At 63.8% G+C, this 16,375-nt stretch carries 13 protein-coding genes and 1 tRNA gene; 5 read left to right on the top strand and 9 right to left on the bottom strand.

From position 1 onward, the window contains the following. Positions 1-183: 183 nt before the first annotated feature. The 6 genes from VNK82_05890 to VNK82_05915 form a co-directional block, all read right to left on the bottom strand. Positions 184-951: a hypothetical protein gene (locus tag VNK82_05890; protein HXE90480.1), complete on the bottom strand. Its 768-nt coding sequence runs from the start codon at positions 949-951 to the stop codon at positions 184-186. 323 nt (positions 952-1,274) lie between these two features. Then, complete coding sequence (sppA, locus tag VNK82_05895) at positions 1,275-3,107, bottom strand: signal peptide peptidase SppA (GenBank protein HXE90481.1); 1,833 nt, start codon at positions 3,105-3,107, stop codon at positions 1,275-1,277. Positions 3,108-3,777: 670 nt separating this feature from the next. Next, positions 3,778-6,237, bottom strand: a complete 2,460-nt coding sequence (locus VNK82_05900; protein ID HXE90482.1) for a hypothetical protein — start codon at positions 6,235-6,237, stop codon at positions 3,778-3,780. A 199-nt stretch (positions 6,238-6,436) separates the two neighbouring features. After that, positions 6,437-7,252, bottom strand: a complete 816-nt coding sequence (locus VNK82_05905) for a DUF1376 domain-containing protein (protein HXE90483.1) — start codon at positions 7,250-7,252, stop codon at positions 6,437-6,439. 30 nt (positions 7,253-7,282) lie between these two features. Beyond that, positions 7,283-7,561 (bottom strand): hypothetical protein, encoded by a 279-nt coding sequence (locus tag VNK82_05910; protein HXE90484.1) that lies wholly within the window; start codon positions 7,559-7,561, stop codon positions 7,283-7,285. Positions 7,562-7,903: 342 nt separating this feature from the next. Next, the gene (locus VNK82_05915) at positions 7,904-8,113 is read right to left on the bottom strand and encodes a hypothetical protein (protein HXE90485.1); all 210 of its coding nucleotides are present in this window, start codon (positions 8,111-8,113) and stop codon (positions 7,904-7,906) included. Positions 8,114-8,302: 189 nt separating this feature from the next. On the opposite strand from VNK82_05915, the gene VNK82_05920 reads away from it, so the two are divergent. The 3 genes from VNK82_05920 (at position 8,303) to VNK82_05930 (ending at position 10,411) form a co-directional block, all read left to right on the top strand. Continuing rightward, on the top strand, positions 8,303-8,992 hold the full coding sequence (locus tag VNK82_05920) for a hypothetical protein (protein HXE90486.1): 690 nt from the start codon (positions 8,303-8,305) through the stop codon (positions 8,990-8,992). Positions 8,993-9,031: 39 nt separating this feature from the next. Continuing rightward, positions 9,032-10,279 carry a tyrosine-type recombinase/integrase gene (locus tag VNK82_05925; GenBank protein HXE90487.1) on the top strand — a complete coding sequence of 416 codons (1,248 nt, stop codon included), beginning with the start codon at positions 9,032-9,034 and terminating at the stop codon, positions 10,277-10,279. 54 nt (positions 10,280-10,333) lie between these two features. After that, a tRNA-Arg gene (locus VNK82_05930) sits at positions 10,334-10,411 on the top strand. A 64-nt stretch (positions 10,412-10,475) separates the two neighbouring features. Here VNK82_05930 and VNK82_05935 read toward each other — a convergent pair. Both VNK82_05935 and VNK82_05940 read right to left on the bottom strand, forming a co-directional pair. Further along, the gene (locus tag VNK82_05935; GenBank protein HXE90488.1) at positions 10,476-10,904 is read right to left on the bottom strand and encodes a hypothetical protein; all 429 of its coding nucleotides are present in this window, start codon (positions 10,902-10,904) and stop codon (positions 10,476-10,478) included. A 114-nt stretch (positions 10,905-11,018) separates the two neighbouring features. Beyond that, a complete protein-coding gene (locus VNK82_05940) occupies positions 11,019-11,672 on the bottom strand; it encodes an ABATE domain-containing protein (GenBank protein HXE90489.1) in 654 nt (217 codons plus the stop codon). Positions 11,673-11,760: 88 nt separating this feature from the next. Between VNK82_05940 and VNK82_05945 the strand changes: the two genes are divergently transcribed. Then, entirely contained in the window at positions 11,761-12,726 is a 966-nt protein-coding gene (locus VNK82_05945; GenBank protein ID HXE90490.1) for an EamA family transporter, read from the top strand. 179 nt (positions 12,727-12,905) lie between these two features. After that, a complete protein-coding gene (locus VNK82_05950) occupies positions 12,906-14,132 on the top strand; it encodes an AAA family ATPase (GenBank protein ID HXE90491.1) in 1,227 nt (408 codons plus the stop codon). A 100-nt stretch (positions 14,133-14,232) separates the two neighbouring features. Here VNK82_05950 and VNK82_05955 read toward each other — a convergent pair whose 3' ends face one another. Beyond that, positions 14,233-16,311: a S9 family peptidase gene (locus VNK82_05955; GenBank protein HXE90492.1), complete on the bottom strand. Its 2,079-nt coding sequence runs from the start codon at positions 16,309-16,311 to the stop codon at positions 14,233-14,235. Between the last annotated feature and the right edge of the window lie 64 nt (positions 16,312-16,375).

Below are 16,375 nucleotides of genomic sequence, written 5' to 3' on the forward strand. Positions count from 1 at the left end.
TTCTGGTTGCAACCGCCTCAAAAGCCTCGACTTGGGCGCTCGCAAAAGGAAAGGAAACCTGAAATTCAGGGCCTTTACTCTAGCGAGAGCCTGGGGCCGCCGTCACCCGCAGGGGGAGGGGTCGTGGAAGTACCTACGGTTACCCTGCCCCCTGCGTCGGGCCGGACAGCCATCGCGGATGCGTCAGGCGCCAGCCACTGCAATCAACACTCCACGCTCAACGAGTTCGGCGACCTCGCTCGCCTCCGCGAGAATTTCATCGCCCGGCTTAAGGGCTTGGCAGCGCAGGCCGGTGATGGAGCCGACCGCCTTGTAACGCTTCAAGCCATCAGTGACCTCTCCAATTGGAAGGCCCGAGATGGAAGTGATGACCGCCTCCGAGAACCGCGCTTGTGTCGCAGCCAGTTCGTCTTGCAGCTTCCCCGTAAATGCGTTCTCGACGAATTGGCGAACCGTGGAGCGACTGCCTCGCCTCAGAGATCCAATGAGCGGTGTGAATCTCGCACTGTCGAGCTTGGTGACTAGGTCAGCGATGGAAGAATCAACGGCGTCGATCTCCTCGACGGCCTTAGTGAGCGTACGAACTGCCGAGTCGATCTGTGAAAGCGGGCGCTTCCTCTGGCTGATGAGTTCTTGGACCTGAGCTTTCAGTGCCCCGGCTTCGGCAATCGCAAGATCTCGCCGCAAGTCGGCGAGCTTCTTTGCCACACGAGGCGCGGCCGCGCCATAGTCGGCCGCTTCCCGGCTGGCCTTCTGCGCTTCCGCATCGAGCCTGTCGCACTCCTTTTCCGGAACTGGCAGGCCCGCCAGTAGAGCGTCGGAAGCCAACTCCTGTCGCCTAGACTGGGCAGCGCTGGATCGTGTATGAGCCTCCGCCTCACGCCTTTGGAGGTCAGCGAGAAGCTGGTCGGCTTTCGTGATCTCTTTCTTGAGCTTTTCGATTTCGGACATTGAATTTTTCTCCTCGTTGAAGTCCTCTCGGCGTGCCGTGAGGTCTTGCAGGTGCGCCTCACGCGGCGAGACTGGAGCCCGGCAGATAGGCCCCAGCCCCGCCATGCGAGGGAAACCGTGGGCGGCACACCGGCCGCCTCGGTAGCTTCCGTCTCGCCGATGGGCAGCCATCCCCATCAGCGGGTGTCGCAAGTCAGGCTCGTGCACGTGGCGGCCCGAGCCATTTCCCCGACGCTCGACGGTAACGCCGGCCCGATTGGAAGGATGCCAACCGGGTGCTCCTGGCACGATTCCGTCGTCGTTTACCACGGCTCGTGCCAAAGTCATTCCGCCAAGTCCTGCCCTGCCAGCGCCCGCTGGTAGAGCGTGAACTCGCCGAAGTCGCTTCCAAAGCGCCGCCGATCCTCATTGGACAGTCGTGCCCACTGCCGCTCCCACTTTTGCTCCGCAGGCACTTTGGGATCGCCCATAAGCTTCTCGTAGGCAACAAAATTGTTGAAATCGAAGTTGAAGCTCTGCGCCAGGCCGGGCTCCGTGGCCCAGCGGACTTGAAGCCTCTCATCCTGGGACAGCGCGGCCCACGAGCGTTCAGCCTGAATGAATTGCTCGACGGTCTGGTACTTCTCCTGGACCTCAGGGTCTCTCATCCAGCGCATACGGGCCTTTGCTTCGAGCGGCGTGTTCGGGTCAGCCATCGCGGCTTCATACGCATTCCAGGCATTGAAGTCGAAGCTGAAACGTCGCTGGAGTTCGGGGTCCCCGGACCAGCGCAACCGCTTCTTCTCCTCCGCCGACAGATTCGGATCGGCCTGTCCCCGCTCGAAGGCCGCAAACCTGGTGAAATCATTCTTGAACTTCGCCCGCGTCGCAGGCTCGTATCTAAATCGAATGTAGAGCCGGCGCTCCAACGCTCGCTGCCGCTCCTGTGCGGCAGCCGCCTCGCGCATCACCGTCAGCTGCTGGCGGTCGGCATTCACACGCACCAGCCAGCCCTTGGCCTCAAGCTCCGGCTTGAGAACCTGCATAATCAGGCACATCTGTTCGCCGCTATGAGGCCAGTACTGCCCCGCAGTGGCGGGCTTGCGGAGTTCTGCCAGCAGGCCGGCGCCCGTGCCCACGAAGGAGAAGTCGGCCCAGTCTGCGTGTGCGCGCAACGCCCTCGAAACTTCGGCGGAGACGCTGCCTTCGCTCGGCGCGACCGCTGGCTTGGTGGGCGCAGCTGGCCGAGGCCGAGAAACTGCGCTACTCGCCCGCTTCGCCGGTGCCCCACGCACTGGGACTGCTGTGACCACAGGCTTCTTGGGAGCCACGGCTTGGGATGCCGAATTGGCCCCGTCCCGGTGCTGCTGGTTCAGTTGGTCCACCAGCGCGTCCAAGGTGGAGACACCGTCCACGAGTCCCGCTGCGATGGCGTGCTTGCCCAGAAAAAGCCGGCCCTCGGCCATGTCTCCCAGGACGGTCTCGCTGTCCGTCTTGCGATTCCGCGCGACGGCATCCACGAACACGCGGTAGACGTGGTCCACCTGCTCCTGGATGGACGCGCGCCCTACCTCGGTGAGAGGCGCGTGCTCGCTGGCAATGCGCTTGTACTTGCCCGCCGTGATCTCCGTGACCTTGATGCCGCGCCGCTCCTCGGCCTTGGAGTAATCCACGTGCGTGGCAACGACGCCGATGCTGCCCACGGCCGTCGTGTCGCCGGTGATGTACACCTTGTCGGCCGCCGATCCGATCCAGTAGGCGGCGCTGGCCATCATGCCGTCCGCCAGCGCCGCAATGGGCTTCTTGCCCCGCGCCTCGTAGATGAGACTCGCCAGCGCCTCGACGCCGTCCACAGTTCCGCCCGGCGAATCCACGTCCAGCACGATGCTATGCACCTGAGGGTCCGACAACGCGGCCTTGAGGTCGGCTGCCAGTTGCCTGGTGACCGTTTCCGCGAAGAAAAGGCCCAGAATCGTGGGGCGCTTTACGACGATCCCCTGCACGGGCAATCGGGCCACGCCATCCCTCACTTCGGGGCCGCGCGAACCCCGGCGAGGTTGACCCTCTGGCGGACGCTCGACTTCGCCCCGCAGATGTCCGAGGTAGATTTCTCCCACCTCCACCAGCTTCTCCGGCACAATAGCCCACGGAGCGTTCAAGATATTGAAGATCCCCATCAGTCCTCCGAGTGTTGGTTTGGGTTGGCCTGTGCGCACTGGGCAACGGCCCTAATTCCCGCCGCTTGGCCTTGGGTGCCCCTGTGGGCCAACCTGCGGCAACGTTGCGCCCCTGTGGGCAAACGTGCGCTAAGCTGGCCCCCATTGCTGCCGGTGTCGAGTGGGGTAAGCTCACCCCCGGGCTGGCAGGGCGCGGTTGCTGCGTCGTGCACTTCGGCAAATATCCCGGCGAGAACGTGGTCTGCATCAAGGCCGTTGCCGGAAAGGGCTGTCAGCTTCGCCTGAACATCCGGATGCTGGCGCACTACCGCTTCCACGGCCGCCCGCCAGCGCGACGGTCCCACGAGCTTCGCTGCGAATTGAAGCAGTGCCCGGATGGGAGGCGTCATCAACTCCCGCACCAATTTCCGGCCCAACTTCTCCGCCGCTTCGCTCGGGTCCGGCCAGTAGTACGCCCAGGGCACGACGACCATCTCGGGCTTGCCCCTGTGGCGCAGTACCGCGTTGGTCGCCCTGGCACATTCGAGACAGATCGGCTCGCGAACTCCGTTTGGGTCTGCCCACCAGCGCCCGCCCTGCCGCGAGATGCGGAGGCTGGGTACAAGCTCGGGATCGAAGAGAATCCCTTTGCCACACCCCACGCACGCTCCGGGAATGAAATCGCGGCCGCTCACAGTGACTTCACCCCGAGGCCCAGAGCGCCATTCGCAGCCTTCCGGTTCCGCTCCAGCGTCCGCACTACCACGCGGGCGAACATCGGGCTTGCCTCCAGGCGCTTCAGTACCAGCGCGTCGTCCAGATCAACCGTCAGGTCCGCGCGGCCAGTCGGTCCCGCTGCTCCCGGTGTGACCTCCACCAAGCCGCCTTCGGCAAAACCACGCATGGTGCGCCGCCTCAATGCCGGCAAGCCGGCCTGGTTCAGGTCGCGCAGGAACTCCAGCATCCCCGGCTGCTTGACGACCGCCGCGCGAACGATGAACTCGCCGCGCGAGACACGAATGGGAATCGAATCGCTGGTGCTGCTGCCGGGACCGCGAATCAAGCCGCCTGTGGCCTTGCCGGGAACCTGACCGCCGCCCGCAAGGCCGAAACCGCCGAAGATGCCCCCCAGGCTCTTGAGCAGTCCGCCCAGGAGCTTCGTGGTGATGATCCAAGCGATCATCTGCGAGATGATCTGCTGAATGGACTGGACGACCGAGAGAGCCAGGCCCCGCATCGCGTCGCCAAAGCTCTCCGCGTTCTGGATGCCCTGGCTAAAGAAGCTCGCGATGTCAGCCTGGACGGCCTGTTCCAGTTGGGCGGTGAAATTAGCCTGGGCCTGACCGGCCGCATCCGTCGAAACGCGCACCTGGCCGAGAGCCTGGTTGTACCGTTCGGCCGCCGCGATCTGCTCGTCGGTGATAGCCGCGCCCCGAATTCTTACGCCGATCTCCTCCAGCACGGGCAGGCGTTCGCGTTCGACTTGGAGAATCTGCTGCTCGCCCTGAAACTGCGTCAGGACCCCCGTGGCGACCTTGTCCCGGATGGCCTGGATCTCCGCATCGAGCGCGGCCAGGGCCTTCTCGGCCTCGGCCTGAATCTCGGCGAAGTTTATCTTCTGCTCGCCAACAGACCGCGCTTCGGCCAGCCGGCGCTTGCGCTCTTCCTCCGCCACGCCTTCCTTGACCAGTAGCTCATCAAGCTTGGCGATCTGCTCATCGAGCGCCGCGCGTTCGGCCGCGAAGCGCTGCCCTTTCGCTTCGAGCAGCTGGCGGTCGAAGTCGAGCAGTGCCTTGGCGTTGTCCTCCGTGGCCTTCCGCTGCTCGGCTGTGAGGCTGCCCAATTCCTTGGTCAACTCGAGCTGGCGAACTGCGATCTGCGTGCGCAGGTCCTGGGTCTTTTGGGTCCGTGCGTCCTTGGTCTCGCCCTGCTGTAGCGGCAGGCGCTCCAGCACGTCCAGGCGCTCCCGCAGCGCCGCGACCTCCGCCTCTGCTGCCTCCCGCGTGATGCGCTTGCGCTCCTCGAAGTGCTCACGCAGGCTGCGCTCGTTCTTCTCAAAGGCGTCGCGCTCCTGCTGCTCTTGGAGGGCAAGGTGGGCCTTCTGGAGCTTGAGGGCGTTGTCGAGCAGGGACTCTTCGAGCGCTAGGCGCGCCTTGGCTTCCTTGTCCGACTGCTCCAGGTCTTTGCTGCGATCATCGTCGCCCTTGCCCCGGCCGCCAGTGCCTGCGCTCGGGAGCGTAAACACCTTGTCGATGGTCTTTCCCATCTTCTCGATGAATGCCTGGAGACGGTTGAGGAACTTGTTGCCTCCTGCCTCGAACTGCTTCAGGTCATCATCGCTAAGGAGCGTGAACTCACTGCCGGTAACCGCGCGGCTGAATGCGCCCTTCGCCAACACTGCGATACCGCGTAGCTGGTCCTTGGCGGTATCGCCGAAGTGCTCCCATAGTTCCTCGCCCTCAGCGAGCACGAAGGCCAGGGTCTGGCCGATGAGGGAGAAGCCGGCGACAACCAGCTTCACGAAGGTGCCCGCCGACTCGCCCATCCGCTTGAAGCCTTCGTTGCCCGCAGCGCCAAGCTCCTCAGTGATAAACTCGGCCGCGTCGGCGAGCCCTGGAGCGAGGCCAGCCGCAAAGCGGAGTGCGAGTCCGTCCGCCTTGGTCTTGAGGTCCCGAACTGCATCGTTGGCGCGCTGGGCGGCTTGCACCAGGTCGCGGTCGATCTTCACGCCCAGGCGTTCGGCCTTCTTGGCCAGTTCGTCGAATCCGCCCGTACCGAGGTCGTCGATGAGGGGCAGCAGTTCCGCACCAGACTTCTTGAAGAATTCGAGCGCCAGGCCGGTGCGCTTCGCTCCTGGCTCCAGCTTGGCCAGGCCGTTGATTACCTTCTGCAACGCGTCCGTTTCGCTGAGCCCCTTGAGCGCATCGGCGTTGCCGAACAACTGCCGCGTCGCATCGCGCGCGGTCTTAACACCCTGGTTGTAGTCGTCGAGCGTCTTGACGAACTGGATCAGGCCCTTTTGAAGCTGCTCCTGCTCGACGTCCGCCGTGCGCGCGCCGAAGGCCAGCGTGCTCAGGGTCTCGACGGAGATCCCGGTTTTCTGTTCCAGCTTGCCCAGGGTGTCGGCAGTCTCCAGCGCGCGCTTGGTCATGGCCGTGAAGCCGGCAACCACAGCGCCCACGGTGAGCGCAGGGAGAGCACGAGCCAGGCTCGACACCTGGCCGGTGAGGAAGCTCAGCCCACGCCCAGCCGCACCGCCAGCCTTTCCTGTCTTTTCTGCCTCGGCCTGCACGCGCTTGAAAGCGTTGACAACTTCTTGCACGCCCTCGGCGCTCAGCCTTACGCGAACATCAGGAGCTTGGGCCATTCAGTTGCCTCTCCTCGCTTAATCCAAGCTGCTTCCGCAGGATTTCGTCCGCCGTGGGGCCGGTTGGCTCGCTACGCCTCGCCAGGGCGCGCTTGCGCTCTTCGCTCGCAAGCGGATACACGGGGCCTTCGTCATTACGGCCCTTGATCGGGAACACGCCCGACCAGCCGTTAAGGACAGACTGCTCCAGCACGGAACCAGGGCCGTGCCCTTGAGCCTTGAGCCTTTCAAGTTCCCGAACAACCAACTGCCGGCCACGATCTGTCAGCGGCTTCCGGATTCTCGACCGCATCTCCTGGAAGGCTTGCCAAGCATCAGCAGGAACCCAAGAGGGCAACGCGAAAGCGTTGCCGGTGACTTTGGTTTTGACTCTTGGTTTTGATTCTGGATGTGGTTGTGGATGTGGTTGTGGTTGCTCATGCAATGCAGGAGCATTGCTAGGTGCAATGCTTGAGCATTGCTCATTCATCGCTTTGGCGTTCTGCCATCTCTTCTGACCGGCAAGTACCCGCCGCTCATGGCTTTCGGCTGCCTTCGCGAGTTCCAGGTCAATCCGGCCATGACGGTAGCAGTCGCCTTCGCGACGGAAGAACTCGGCGAGCACGGCATCCACGTTGCTCCTGCCTTGCTCATCCAAAGCTTTAGCAATGCTGTAGCATTGCTCCGGCGAGGCAGGGAGGCTGCCCTTGCGCCAGTAGTGGGCGATCAGAAGAAGATAGGCACCGTGTTGTCCCTGGGTAAGGTGGGCCGTGTCGCCCAAGTAGTCGCCCCAGTACATCGGCATCCAGTGGCGCGCCATCAGCACCGCCCCCGCTGCCAGGGCTGCGCGCTAGAAGGAACGCGATCCTGCGTATTGTCCATTACCCTCCATCTGGCCGCGCCGCAGATCGCGGCAGCGGCTCCGTAACTGGGCCATGTTGCGGGCGAGACTCCGGACCGGCACCAGGTCGTCGGCAAGAAACGCCTGGGCGTCGGCGGCAATCCCCGGCTCGTCGACAAACACGAACACAGCCCGCGCATCCGCGCCCGGCCGCAGTTCTACGAGGCGCCGGCCGCGAACGCGCAAGAAGGCGGCCATGAGGATGTCGCGGGTCTCGAAGAAGCCCATCCCTAGCGCTCCCGCGCCCTCAACCACTCTTCGAGCGCGGCACGGCGGAATCGAATGAAACGGCGCCCGCACCGGATGTGCGGGATCGCATACTTGCCGCCAGAAATCCAGTGTTGTAGCGTCCCGACCGTAACCCCCAGGAGCCGCGCCGCCGAGCGGTAGTCGAGTAAAGGCTCCTCACGCGCCAGCGCTTTCTCTACGTTCGGTGCCATTCCCCCCCCTAGTCGCCGCTACCGGAATAGTTGGCCATCGTGCTGGAACAATACCCGGAGAACTTGAATCTGTCAGTGTGGCGCTGAACGCTACACTGCGAGGTCGCTGCCGGTTTCTCGGCATCCGCCGTCACGACTGGCAGTCGCCCCGCTTTCTGGGCCTCGGACGGCCAGCACCCTCGCGCGCGATGCGCGCGCATTCCGCCGTCGAGATCAGGCGACGACCGCCGATATTGATGAGCTTCACCTCGCCACGGGCAGCCAGTCGCCGCAAGGTAAAGGGTGAGACGCCGAGCGTCGCAGCGCCTTCTTGCAGGGAAATCAGGGTGGGACTCGTCATTAGACCTCCTCCGTTCGCCTGAACAATTACCACAGAAGTTTTCCACAGGCAGAGTAGCGATTAGCGATACAGTTCCCTGTGTAGCAGGGAGCAGCAGGAAAACCCTTGCACCTTTCTGCTTCTTAATGGTAGCATGCCATCTGCTGGCCATAAGGGAGGTTCATTGTCTAGCAATAGTTCAGTCGACCCATGAAGCAACAGGTTCTAGCAAACGAATTCTCGCGGCGCGCGGCGCGCATTCTGGCCGAGTGGGCCAACCTCGCTGGATCGCGGCCTAACCTCGTCTCCGTGGCCGCGTGCAATCGGTTCATGAAGCGTCACTCGATGCTCTTTGCGGGGTCATCGCCGCGCCGGGGCAGGCTGTGGCCCCTCACCGCCGCCCAGATCGGGCAGGCCAGAAATCTCTTGCGGCAGGCATGGGATGAGCCCGATATTCGGCGGCGGGAGTGGCTGATCTTCCGCCTGCGCGCCACCTACGAGTACTGGCGGCGGCTGGCCCAGGAGCAGGCTGGAGAGCAGGAAGGAATCCGACTCCGCGACGTAGAAGCCGAGCGGCAACGCCGCAAGGACCTGCACGAGGCGTTCGGCTTTGACTCGATTCCACTACCAGCAACGGCACCCGAGCTCGCGCAGGCGGAGCGTGTGTTCTTCCACTTCACGAGACTCGCGCCGACAGCGATGCACTGTGCAAATCCAGAATGCCCGGCACCCTATTTCTTCAGGCGCAAGAAGGGGCAACGGTACTGTTCGGCAAAGTGCTCGGGTCCCGCAAAGAGCGCGGCCAAGCGCCGCTGGTGGCATGAGGTCGGCAAGAAGCTACGGGCACGCCGGGCCAAGGAAGTGGTGGCGCGGACTTCGCGGCCGAAGCGGCGACATTGATTCAGGAGGGAGGGCGGCATGGCTAGGGGCAGGGACGGCTTGTACCTGCGCAATGGCATCTTCTGCTTCCGCTACAAGGATCGGGAAGGACGCTGGCGGGAGAAGAGCACGGGCAAGAGTAAACGGCAGGACGCGAGGGACGAGAAGAAGCGATTCGAGAAGGGAAATCAAACCCCGACCCTGATGGGCAGAATGACCGTCACCCAGGCCGTGGACCACTGGCTGGATAAGGTCGATGTCTCGGCGAACACCTTGCGCAGCTACAAGACCAACCTGCGGGCGGTGACGCGCCATCTCGGTCACCGGAAACTCCAGAGTCTTGGGTACCTTGACCTTCGCGCCTATCAACGCCGTCGTCGCGAGGAAGGTCGCCACAGCCGGACGATAAACCACGAGATTCTAGTACTCGGCTGCGTCCTGAAGGCTGCGGACCTCTGGGAGCCGCTGAAGCGTTATTATCGGCCCCTGCCGGTAAGCAGGAAGAGCCCCCGGCGCCCGCCCACGAACGAGCAGTTCAACGAGCTTGTCGCGAGGGCGCGCTTGCAGAAGCGATGGGATGTAGCAATGCTCACCGCCTTGCTGGCCGCGAATTCTTCGTGCCGCCCTTGTGAAATCGTCGGCCTGACCCTGGGTGCGCTCCACCTGGAGGAGGACCCGCCCTATATCAGCATTCGCCGGGTCACGACCAAGACGGATGCTGGCGAACGCGAGATCCCGCTCAACTCCGTTGCCTTGTACGCGGTGAAGCGCCTCCTGGAGCGAGCCCGGAACCTCGGAGCCAATGCGCCGGAACACTACCTATTGCCGACTGAGCTCGCACGCCACACGCGGCAATCCGATCCGCTGCACGCCAGCGCTGGCAAAGGAGCCGCATTCGACCCAACACAGCATCAAAAGACCTGGCGCACGGCCTGGAAAAGCCTCACAGAGGCGGTGCGCTGTCCATCCTGTGCGCTCCTCCAGCCCCCAGTGGATGCCTGCCGGAAGTGCGAGGCCGATATGCGGAAGGTGGTGAGCTCCCTGAAGGGGCTCCAGTTCTACCAGCTTCGGCACCTGGCGATCACGGTCGCGGCGGAGCAGAACATCCCGCTGTCAGTCACCAAGGCCCTGGCCGGCCACATGGACGAGCAGATGACGGCCTACTATACGAACGCCCGGGAGAAGGCTAAACTGCAAGCAGTGGAGGCCATCGCGCAGGCCAACCCCGAACTCCTGGCAACTCTGGGCCTCGCAGAAGGTGGGGAGGGGAAGCAGTCCCAACCCGAAGTACCCAGGCGAGTTCAGTAGAGCTTTGTGGAGGCTTTTGTGGATACCTCCGTCAGTTTGCTCGTAAGTGATTGAGGCCCCGTAGCTCAGATTGGATAGAGCAGCGGTTTCCTAAACCGCGTGTCGGCAGTTCGAATCTGCCCGGGGCCTCCACCACAACCCTGGAGAATTGTCCCAAGGCCCAGGGGCCATACGAAGTGTCACATCGCCAGGTCAGCTACTCGCTACGCGCGGTGTTCCAAATGGCGCTCACGATCCACCAACGTTGCCCGTCGCAGAACAGTTGCACGCTGTTGGTGCCGCGCTCGAAGGGCTCGCCCTGGGGGTTGCGGAGCGACTCGTAATGGCTCAGGACGTGCGCCACCCGTCCGAAGGTCGCGACCTCCCGGCTGGACTCCCGCTCCCAGAAATCCTCGCGGGCGAAGATGGGCTCGACCCGGCGAATGTAGTCGTCCGGGCTCAGCAGCCGGACGCGCGGCAGCTCCCCCGCCGGCGAGACGACCGGCATCAGGCGCGCCCCCGGTAGGAACAGCGAACGGAACCGGTCCCAGTCGCGCGGCTCTCCGGCCGGCCCGGAGATGACTTCATACATTGCCTGCAGGATGGCGTCGAGGGTGCCGACATCAGACGAGCTTGCGACGGGCATGGGCATCTGCCTCCTTCGGTCGGGGACATCTATTGTGCGCCCACGCTGCCGCTTTGAAAAAACAGTTCCTTGGGACGGCAGAGCGGGAAGCTGAGGTTTTGCCCGAACGTCCTTTCAGGCAGTGCGCGCAGCCCGCTTTCGGCTGCGGTAAGTCGAACGGGCCCGTCGGTAGAAGCGTCGAGCTTTGGCCCGGTTGCCGCACACCTTCATGTCGCACCAGCGGCGGCTGTGGTTGCGGCTATGATCCAGAAACAGCCAGGAACACGTGGCGGACGCGCACTCGCGCACACGGTGACGCTCGTCAGACGTCAGCAATTCCACCGCCGACCGCACCACCGGCCACAGGGGGCGGCGCAGATCGCTGCCCGCCTGCCGCCACTCCCACACGAACCCGCGCTCGCGGTGCACGATCCACTGGCGTGAGAGCGCCTCGGCAGCCATGGCGTTCAGCAGACGCAGGTCGGCCTCAGCGGGGGCCCGGCCCGCAGCCACGGCCGAAAAGATGCGGTACAGCGCCTCGCGCAGACGAGTGGCTAGCCGCAGGGCCGACGATGCCCGTCCTGCGTGGACGCGCGCCAGCCGTGCCAGCCGGGCCACTTCAGGCCGGGGAAGAGCACGCGCCTGGCGGCTCCACGCCAGCAGGCGGCGGTAGCTGGGAAGGAGCTCCTCTTCGCGCCCGGGTTCGCCACGATGGTTGAGCGTATTGACGAAGTCGAGGCAGAGCGCCCCACCGGTCAGCTCAAAAGTGAATCCCTCCGGTTGAGCCATACATCCATTATAACCTGTAACGTGGCATTGACAGGTTACGGTAAGACCCAGACTTAATAACCAGCAATCAGAAGTTGGACGGTTATACATGGCGGTGGCTAAAAACACGCATTCGGCTTCTCTGGGCAAGACGGCGGGGCGGCCCTCCCCGCTCCTGTTCGCGGGTTCGCTGCTGGCCATCCATCTCGTATGGGGTTCCACCTATCTCGCCATCCGCTATGCGGTGGAGACCATTCCGCCGCTGTTGACTGCCGGCACCCGACATCTGGTGGCGGGCATCATTCTCTATTTGGGGATGCGCGCGCGAGGGGAGCGGCCCACCCTGCAGGAGTGGCGTTCCGCGCTGATTCTTGGGGCGCTCTACTTCCTCATCAGCCATGGTGGGCTGCACTGGGCCGAACAAGTAGTCCCTTCGGGGCTGGCCGCGGTGCTGATAGCGATTGAGCCGGTGTTCATCGCTTTGCTCACGCCGCTGCTCTTGGGCGGCCGCCGCCCAGGGGCCATCACCTGGGTCGGTTTCGTCCTGGGCGTGGCAGGCGTAGCTCTGTTGGTGCAAGGAAACGGATTCGCAGCCCGGCCCGGCTACGTGTCCGGCGCTCTGGTCATTCTCCTAAGTGCGTTCTCCTGGGCAGTAGGCGTGGTCTATTCGCGCCGGGCGGCCCTGCCGCGGAGTCCCGTTCTGACCTCGGCCATGGCGATGATCTCGGGCGCCGCGTTGCTCTGGCTGGCCGGCTTCGCGACGGGCGAGCATCGTAACCTGGACCTCGGGGCCATCCCATCGCGTTCGGCGCTGAGCCTGCTTTACCTGATTGTGTTGGGTTCGCTGGTCGCCTTCACCGCCTACAACTGGTTGCTCGACCACGTCTCTCCCACGCTAATCGCTACCCACACCTATACCAACCCGGTAGTAGCGGTGTTGCTGGGGTGGTGGCTGGCCGGCGAAACCCTGAGCGGAAGGATCTTGCTCTCGGGAACGCTGATTCTGGCGGCCATTCTCCTGGTCCGCCGCGGGACTTCAGCCAGCCTGGCTCAGGCTGTACCTACCGGCGGCTGAAATCCTTTGGCGCAAGAGAGAGTCGCAACGCCCTATCGTCCTGAGCCTCTAACGCTTGCCGCACCAGCGACTTACAGCGGTCACCAAAGTTTCGTTACCCGCATTACCCCGGTTATCTTGAGTGAATTCTCGGGTGGCCCTACTCTGCGTTGCGAAGGGTTCGAGGAGGGACCCGGATAATGAAGACCTTGACGGTTGGCATCCTGGCTTCGGACAGCGAGCAGCGCACCCTGTTGCAGGAACAGGCGAACGCGGCCGGCATGTTCCGCACTGTGCTGCGCGGAGAGAACTACCCCGCGGCCTCCAGTGATTCGACGATGCGCCAGCTCGCGCTGGCGAACCCCGATGTGATTCTCATGGACATTCCCGGCGGCGACCCGATGCCGGCACTGCGCGCCATCGAACTGGTGAAGCGCGAGCTGCCGGAGACGGCGGTATTCGCCATCGGCCGCATGGACAAGCCCCAGGTGATCGTGACTGCGATGCGAGCCGGCGCCATCGAGTACCTGGAGCGGCCCATCAGCACGGCGCACTTGCTGGAGGCCTACAGCCGGCTCTCGGCGAGCCGCAACGGCCGCGATTCGAGCACACGCGGCAAGGTGGTTACGGTCGTGAACGCCAAGGGCGGATCGGGCGCCACCACGGTGGCGGTGAACACCGCGCTGGCCCTGGGCTCGGCCCATGGCCGCGTCGCCCTGGTGGATCTGGCCGGAATGGGCCACGCCGCGCTTCACCTGAGCGTGAAGCCCAGCTTCACCATCGTCGACGCGCTGAAAAACCTGCATCGCATCGACCAGGCGCTGCTGGAAGGCTTTATGACCGAGTGCCACAGCGGGGTGCGCCTGCTGGCGGCTCCGAGCAAGCCATACGCTGAACCTTCGGCCGAGGAACTGGCCCGCCTGCTGGACCTGATGGTGACGCATTACAGCTACACGGTGATCGACCTGTCGTCCCGCATGGACCTGGCGATGCGCGCGGTCTGCAACTTCTCCGATCACGTGCTCATGGTCAGCCAGTTGGACATGGCCTCTCTGTGGAGCGCATCGCAGATGCAGGCCTTCCTGAGCGAGACCGCCGGCGCGGAGAAGGTGCGCCTGGTGCTGAACCGCTATCACAAGGTTCCCGGCGTCACCGACGAGGACGTGGAAACCGCCACCCGCTGCCGCATCTTGTGGAAGCTGCAGAACCAGTACCAGACGGTTTCAGGCTCCATCGAGAGCGGCATTCCGGTCAGCCAGCAGAACTCCTCCGAGATTGCCAAATCGTTCCTGGGCCTGGCCTCGCGCCTGACCGGATACGACCTGAGCTCGAAGGCGGCACAGCAGTCCCGCGAGCCGCAGCGCCGCGGGTTGCTGGAGCGGCTGATGGGACGCCCCATGGCGGCTGCCACCAGCGGCAACCGTTGAAGCTTGCCGTTCCGCCGCGCGCCAACCCGCGGCCGGAACGGTTCCTGCAGGCCATCCGCCCGTACCTGGGCGGATGGCCTTCTGTCTTGGGAGATTCTTTCTACTCGGGAATCCCCACCTGCCAGAGCAGAAAACTGTACTCATAGGTCAACTCGCGCAGGTAGTCGTAGCGGCCGGAAGCGCCGCCGTGTCCGGCTTCGATCAGCGTATGCAGCAGGAGCGGGTTCTTGTCGGTGCGCAGCGAGCGCATCTTCGCCACGCACTTAGTAGGCTCCCAATACATCACCTGGCTGTCATTGAAGGAGGAGCGCACGAACATGGCCGGGTAGTCCTTCGCGGCCAGATTGGTGTACGGGCAGTAGCTCTTCATGTAAGCGTACTCGTCCGGTTTGGCGGGGTTGCCCCACTCCTCGAACTCCGGCACGGTGAGCGGGAGACTGGAGTCGAGCATGGTATTGATGGCGTCCACAAAGGGCACGCGTGCGATCACGGCTTTGAACAGGTCGGGGCGCATGTTGGTTACGGCGCCCATCAGCAGGCCGCCGGCGCTGGTGCCTTCGATCACCAGCCGGTCGGACGAAGTGTACTTCTCGCGCACCAGGTGCTCGGCGGCGGAGATGAAGTCGGTGAACGTGTTGCGCTTCTGCAACATGCGGCCCTGGTCGTGCCACGCCTTGCCCATCTCACCCCCGCCACGGATGTGCGCGATGGCGACCAGCACGCCCCGGTCCAGCAGACTGACGCGATTGGAGTTGAACGTGACCGGGTACGCCCAGCCGTAAGCGCCGTACCCGAGCAGATACGCAGGCTGCTTGCCGTCGCGCTTTGACCCCTTCCGATACACCAGCGAGATGGGGATGCGTGTCCCGTCCGTAGCCGTCGCATAGATGCGTTCGGAAGTATAGTTCGCCGGGTCATAGCCGCCCAGCACCGGCGTCCGCTTCAGCAGCTTCGACTCGCGCTTCTTCACCACATAATCGAAGACCGACTTGGGTGTGACCAGCGACTCATAGAGATATCGGAAGGCGGTGGCTTCGAACTCAGCGTTGTTCTCGGTGGAAATCTCATAGGCCGGTTCCGGAAAAGCGACCCGTTGCGTCTCGCCGCTGCGCAGGTCAGTCACCCGGAGCTGCGGCAGCCCGCCTTCGCGTTCTTCGAGCACGTAGAAGTCGCGGAAGAAGTGCATGCCATCAAGCATCACGTCCGGGCGATGGGGAACGATTTCCTGCCAGTTCTCCGGCCTCGGATCGTCAACGGGCGCGGCCGCCAGCCGGAAGTTCCTGCCGCGGTCGTTCGTGCGGATGTAAAACCGGTCGCCCCGATGATCCAGGTAGTACTCGACGCCGGGCCGGCGCTCCGCCACCAGACGCCAGGCTCCGCCGGGCTGATTGGCGGGGAGCCAGCGCACTTCGGTGGCCGTCAGGCTGGCGCTGGTCAGGAACACATAGCGGCGTGAACGCGTTCGGTTGACGGACACATTGAAGCGCTCGTCGGTTTCCTCGTAAAGCAGCTCATCCTGGTTCGCACCCAGCCGCTGCCGCCACAGGCGGTAGGGACGCTTGGCGCTGTCTTTGGTGGTGTAGAAAAGGGTGCGATTGTCTGCGGCCCAGGCGACCGTATCCACATCGTCCCGGTGCTCCGGCATGATTGCGTCGGTCTCCAGGTCCTTGACGTACAAGGTGTAGACGCGGAATCCCGTAGTGTCCGTCGAGTAGGCCAGGTAGCGGCCGTCGTCGCTGACCTCAAAAGCGCTGACCGCAAAATATTGATGTCCCCGAGCCATCTCGTTCAGATCCAGCAGCACTTGTTCGGGCGCGTCCTGATCCCCCTTGCGGCAATAGATGGGGTACTGCTTTCCCTGTTCGGTACGCGTGTAGTACAGGTAGCCATCCTTGCGATAGGGAACCGAGACATCGGTTTCCTGGATGCGTCCGACCATCTCCTTGTAGAGCTTCTCCCGCAGGGCTGCGGTGGGCTTGAGGACGGCATCGGCGTAGGCGTTCTCGGCCTCGACATAGGCACGGACCTCGGGGTTGGTCTTCTCGCGCAGCCAGTAGTAGTCGTCCACTCGCTGGTCGCCGTGCACGACGTCAACTTTGGGGACTTTCTCGGCCACGGGCGGCTTGGGCGCCTCCGCGGGCTGCGCGGACAGGCTCTGAGGTACGTGGGTGGCGGTCATCAGGATCAGGCTCGATATCCAAAGTCTCATGATGCGGGCAGCGCGCTTGGCGCGTCTTCTGCCC

It is taken from the genome of Terriglobales bacterium (genome assembly GCA_035573675.1).
GTDB lineage: Bacteria > Acidobacteriota > Terriglobia > Terriglobales > Acidobacteriaceae > DATMAB01.

Bases quoted from the DNA above. Each gene is read 5' to 3' on its own strand.
- VNK82_05935 (HXE90488.1), bottom strand. From the start codon at position 10,904: ATGCCCGTCGCAAGCTCGTCTGATGTCGGCACCCTCGACGCCATCCTG.
- VNK82_05915 (HXE90485.1), bottom strand. From the start codon at position 8,113: ATGACGAGTCCCACCCTGATTTCCCTGCAAGAAGGCGCTGCGACGCTC.
- VNK82_05955 (HXE90492.1), bottom strand. From the start codon at position 16,311: ATGACCGCCACCCACGTACCTCAGAGCCTGTCCGCGCAGCCCGCGGAG.
- VNK82_05905 (HXE90483.1), bottom strand. From the start codon at position 7,252: ATGGCGCGCCACTGGATGCCGATGTACTGGGGCGACTACTTGGGCGAC.
- VNK82_05920 (HXE90486.1), top strand. From the start codon at position 8,303: ATGAAGCAACAGGTTCTAGCAAACGAATTCTCGCGGCGCGCGGCGCGC.
- VNK82_05890 (HXE90480.1), bottom strand. From the start codon at position 951: ATGTCCGAAATCGAAAAGCTCAAGAAAGAGATCACGAAAGCCGACCAG.
- VNK82_05945 (HXE90490.1), top strand. From the start codon at position 11,761: ATGGCGGTGGCTAAAAACACGCATTCGGCTTCTCTGGGCAAGACGGCG.
- VNK82_05910 (HXE90484.1), bottom strand. From the start codon at position 7,561: ATGGGCTTCTTCGAGACCCGCGACATCCTCATGGCCGCCTTCTTGCGC.
- VNK82_05950 (HXE90491.1), top strand. From the start codon at position 12,906: ATGAAGACCTTGACGGTTGGCATCCTGGCTTCGGACAGCGAGCAGCGC.
- sppA (HXE90481.1), bottom strand. From the start codon at position 3,107: ATGGGGATCTTCAATATCTTGAACGCTCCGTGGGCTATTGTGCCGGAG.
- VNK82_05940 (HXE90489.1), bottom strand. From the start codon at position 11,672: ATGGCTCAACCGGAGGGATTCACTTTTGAGCTGACCGGTGGGGCGCTC.
- VNK82_05900 (HXE90482.1), bottom strand. From the start codon at position 6,237: ATGACCAAGCGCGCGCTGGAGACTGCCGACACCCTGGGCAAGCTGGAA.